The sequence below is a fragment of the Streptomyces otsuchiensis genome (assembly GCF_004305975.1).
Classification (GTDB): domain Bacteria; phylum Actinomycetota; class Actinomycetes; order Streptomycetales; family Streptomycetaceae; genus Streptomyces; species Streptomyces otsuchiensis.
In genome coordinates this window covers 1-1,489 of the sequence record NZ_BHZI01000516.1, presented here as the reverse complement: position 1 = coordinate 1,489, position 1,489 = coordinate 1, and the positions used below count along the sequence as shown (strand labels likewise).

Below are 1,489 nucleotides of genomic sequence, written 5' to 3'. Positions count from 1 at the left end.
CACCCCACCCCTCCGCCCGGCATCGCGGCCGGTTCGGCTACTCGGCGGCGTGGAAGCTCACCGTGGTGCCCTCGGTCAGGAGTACCCCGGTCGGGCCGGCGGCGTGCGGAGTCGTGGTGACGTTCTCGGTCACGGTCTCGCCGGTGAGCACGTCCAGGACAATCAGCTCGCCCGCCGGCTGCGCGTAGAGGTAGCCGTTGAAGAGCCGTGTCGAGGTGTAACTACCGTCAGTGGGAGTGGTCCAGGCGATCTGGCCGTCTTCGCCCACGCCCACGATCTCCTCCTCCGTCACGCACACGAGCGCGATCAGTGCCGGGTCGTAGTCGCACTGCCGGACTCCGTCGAGCCCTTCGCCCGCGTCACGGACGATCGAGCGGTCCTCGGCGCTGAGCAGCCGGGCGCCGTCGCCGGAGTCGCTCACGAGAATCCACGGGCCGTACACGGTGCCGTAAGAGCCGGGGAGTTCCGTCCGCCACTTCTCCTCGCCGGTGGCGGGATCGCGTGCGACGAGGTCCCCGGAGGCACCGTCGGCGAGCCGGTCCTGGGTGTAGAGGGCGCCGTTCGCGTGCCCGGCGTAGGAGACGTCCGCGCCCAGCTCCTGTACCTCGCCGTCGCCGAGGTCGATGACGAAGTGCTCGAAGGCCAGGCTGCCCGGCTCCATGTAGCTTCCGTTGCTCACCGTCACGACCACCCGCTCGTCGTGCACCTCTCCGAGGTAGAGCGTCGGTGTCGCCGCGTTCGTCTCCCAGAACTCCGGACGGAGTTCGGTGCTCCAGAGCTGATCCCCGCTGTCCGCGTCGGCGAGCTGGAGTGAGCCGCCGACGGCCTCGCCGAGATCCACGAGGCGCGCGGCGAGGACGGCTTCCGTGCCGGCCACGTCGGTGAGAATCGGTTCGGCGAGGTGGCTGAGGCCCGACTGGAAGAAGCTGAGCTCCGCCTTCTCGGTCGGGATGTCGTCCGGACCGTAGGCGTCCAGGCCCGGGGCCTCGGGCTCCAGCCGCCAGCGCTCCTCTCCGGTTTCGAGGTCGTACGCCGTCAACCCGCCGTGGTCGGCGAGGTAGGCGGTTTCGGAGTTCAGCGCACCGCTGGCCTGGCCGACATAGTGCTCCGTCAGAGCGGTGGTCGGTTCCGTGCTGAAGCCCGGCGAGGGCCGGGGCTCCTCGGCCGGCTCCTCGTCCGTCGGAGCGGCCTGGCCGGCCGGTTTCGCGTCGTCGCCACCCGAGCCGCACGCGGTCAGGGACAACACCCCGGCCAGGGCCGTCGCGGCGACCCACCGGCCCCCGGTCCGCCTTCCGGCCGTGCCTCTCCTCGCTCCGGCGCTACGCACGTCGCCCCCACCCCTCCACATGACTACTGTGAGTGTTCTATCGGTACGTTGAACGTACCATTCGCCAACTCCTCGTCGCTGCGGGGGATACAGCGAGCAACCGTCGGCCCACTCCGGCCGGTCGGGCGGGGTCAGTGGGTGGCGTAGTGGGCGAGGTAGGCG

At 70.7% G+C, this 1,489-nt stretch carries 1 protein-coding gene; it reads right to left on the bottom strand.

The features are described from left to right. Window positions 1–37: 37 nt before the first annotated feature. Window positions 38–1,246 (bottom strand): outer membrane protein assembly factor BamB family protein, encoded by a 1,209-nt coding sequence (locus E0D90_RS25570; RefSeq protein ID WP_157996957.1) that lies wholly within the window; start codon window positions 1,244–1,246, stop codon window positions 38–40. Window positions 1,247–1,489: the final 243 nt, after the last annotated feature.